The organism is Opacimonas viscosa (assembly GCF_024199005.1).
Classification (GTDB): domain Bacteria; phylum Pseudomonadota; class Gammaproteobacteria; order Enterobacterales; family Alteromonadaceae; genus Opacimonas; species Opacimonas viscosa.
In genome coordinates, this window is sequence record NZ_JANATA010000043.1 from 1 (window position 1) to 2,095 (window position 2,095).

Here is a 2,095-nt window from a genome sequence, read left to right on the forward strand (position 1 = left end):
GTGTTACAAAAGCACCGCTTTAAATGGCCAAAGCTAGACGATATGCGCCATATCCTCACTGAGTCGAGCATGCCTTCAATGGTGTAGCCATAATCCGTACTCAGCCCGTTACCAAAGGTGGCTTGGGCTAATAACCCACTATCATTCAACAGGGTCGCTTGCCACAACACGGTGTCGCTTTGCACATGGCGTAAACGACGCATCTGTCCCACATCATCGTATTCGTGTTTGACCGTAAACGTGCTGGTACCGGTTGGATAGGTCGCTTCACTGAGCTGACCTAACGCATTGTACCTCATGGTTAAGTGTTAGGGTCCTTTTTTGGAAAACTAATCACTACTACAATATGAGAGGAAATTATCATTAATCACTGGTGCTTCACTTTTAGAGCTTCTATTTACCCAAGCAGGTGGTAATAAGTGATAAGGTGACGAAAGTTCTATTGTCTTTCCAACATGCTCCCCATCGACAATTTTTGCCAGCACATACCAGAAATTTCCTATAGTACTATCATTTACGTAATATGCCCCGGTAATTTTGATCTTAGTCTTTGGTTCTACACTACCTAGAAATTTACTCCCACTTGAGCCACCAACTAAAGCTGCTTTATCAATCCTGTATTCCCAAAGTTTTTTATTTTTAATTAACTCAGCTTCATTAGATGGAGCATATCTATTTTTTAAATCCGTGAATTTATCTTGCACTCCATAAGCTTGGATTCCAGAGCAGTTGATTAACTTACTCGTGCATTGATTTAGTGAATATAGAAAACTGCGTTGATTAACTTCATAACATGTGTTCTTACCATCAAACATATCAATATGATTTACATATTCTGTTGATGAACATGAAACAACAGTTAGTGTTAATGCGAGTGCAAATAGTCTACAACAATTCACAACGTCAACTCGCTATAGTTATCATCAAATCCGTGACATTCAAAACCAAATCCCTCTCCACTACATGGTGTGCCATGTGATAGCGGATTTAAAAGCAACCCGAACCCAAAAAAGTTTATCGGATCACCATAACCTAACCTTGTTTGTCTTGCGTTAGCGCCTACGGCAATGTTTCCAAATGGCAAAGAGTTTAATGTTGCTGACTCAGCGTAACCTCTCGCGACAAGGTTATTACATGTAAGGGTTCCTAAACTATGGCAGTTACCAATATTGCCAGTTCCATTAACAATGAAATCATGACCTACAGCATCCAAAAGACCTTGATAACCCAAAATTGTATCGTTCACATCCCAAAGTACCCCAATATACCCAGCAACTGTATTATTCTCAATTAAACCCCCTCTTCGTGACGTGAAGCCAAAAATATCATTTTTACTTCCATCTTTGGAAGGTCTCATTCTTGAACCCGTCACTTTTTTTCCTACAAATGAATTTAGCGTCAACAAAGCATTCAACTCTTGTAATGTCATTCCATTTTTCCTAGCAAACCTTGCTATCTCCTTCGAAACATAATAGTTTTTCACTTCATGAGTTAAATTAAGTGCTGTGTTCGCAAAACTCTTTGAATCAAATCCGTTATACAAGAAATTAACTACACGGCCAATTTTAGGATCAACGATATCAGCGGCAATTTGTACGATATTAATATTGCTAGGTGGCCCTCCCACATAAGCCATAACGCCTGAACTAAACGCTCCTCTTAATGCTCCTGTTTTATTTGCACCAAATGCTCTTGCAATGTCATAGTTTCCAGCTGCAACACACGCAGCATATGCTGGGCCACAAAACATGGAGCCAATATTCACTAGCCACTTACTTGCCGTTTGACCTATAGCCCTAAATACTGAGCGAAAAACATTTTTGAATGGTCTAGCTATTTTCTCAAAAAAGTTATATCCACTCGGATCTGTATAACGAAGGGGGTTGTTCAGTACATAGCTGTACCGATTAAAATTCTGTGTATTGTTCGGCGCTTGAATAAACGGATCAGCCTGCATGAACCTGCCCAAGCTCGCATCATATATCCGTCCGCCCATATGCACAATACCCACATCACTAAGCTCATGGTGCCCAGTATAGCCTTGATGCGACGGTGCATGGTAAATTGCTTGTGCAAACAGCGAGTGAGTGGATAA

At 40.4% G+C, this 2,095-nt stretch carries 3 protein-coding genes; all 3 read right to left on the reverse strand.

Annotation, left to right across the window (positions count from 1 at the left end):
• Window positions 1-299: hypothetical protein (locus NLF92_RS12585; RefSeq protein WP_254102526.1), on the reverse strand; the 299-nt coding region annotated here is incomplete at its 3' end.
• 30 nt (window positions 300-329) lie between these two features.
• Window positions 330-704 (reverse strand): hypothetical protein, encoded by a 375-nt coding sequence (locus NLF92_RS12590; protein WP_254102527.1) that lies wholly within the window; start codon window positions 702-704, stop codon window positions 330-332.
• Window positions 705-895: 191 nt separating this feature from the next.
• Window positions 896-2,095, reverse strand: a 1,200-nt coding sequence (locus NLF92_RS12595) for an RHS repeat-associated core domain-containing protein (RefSeq protein WP_254102529.1), incomplete at its 5' end; no start/stop codon positions are given.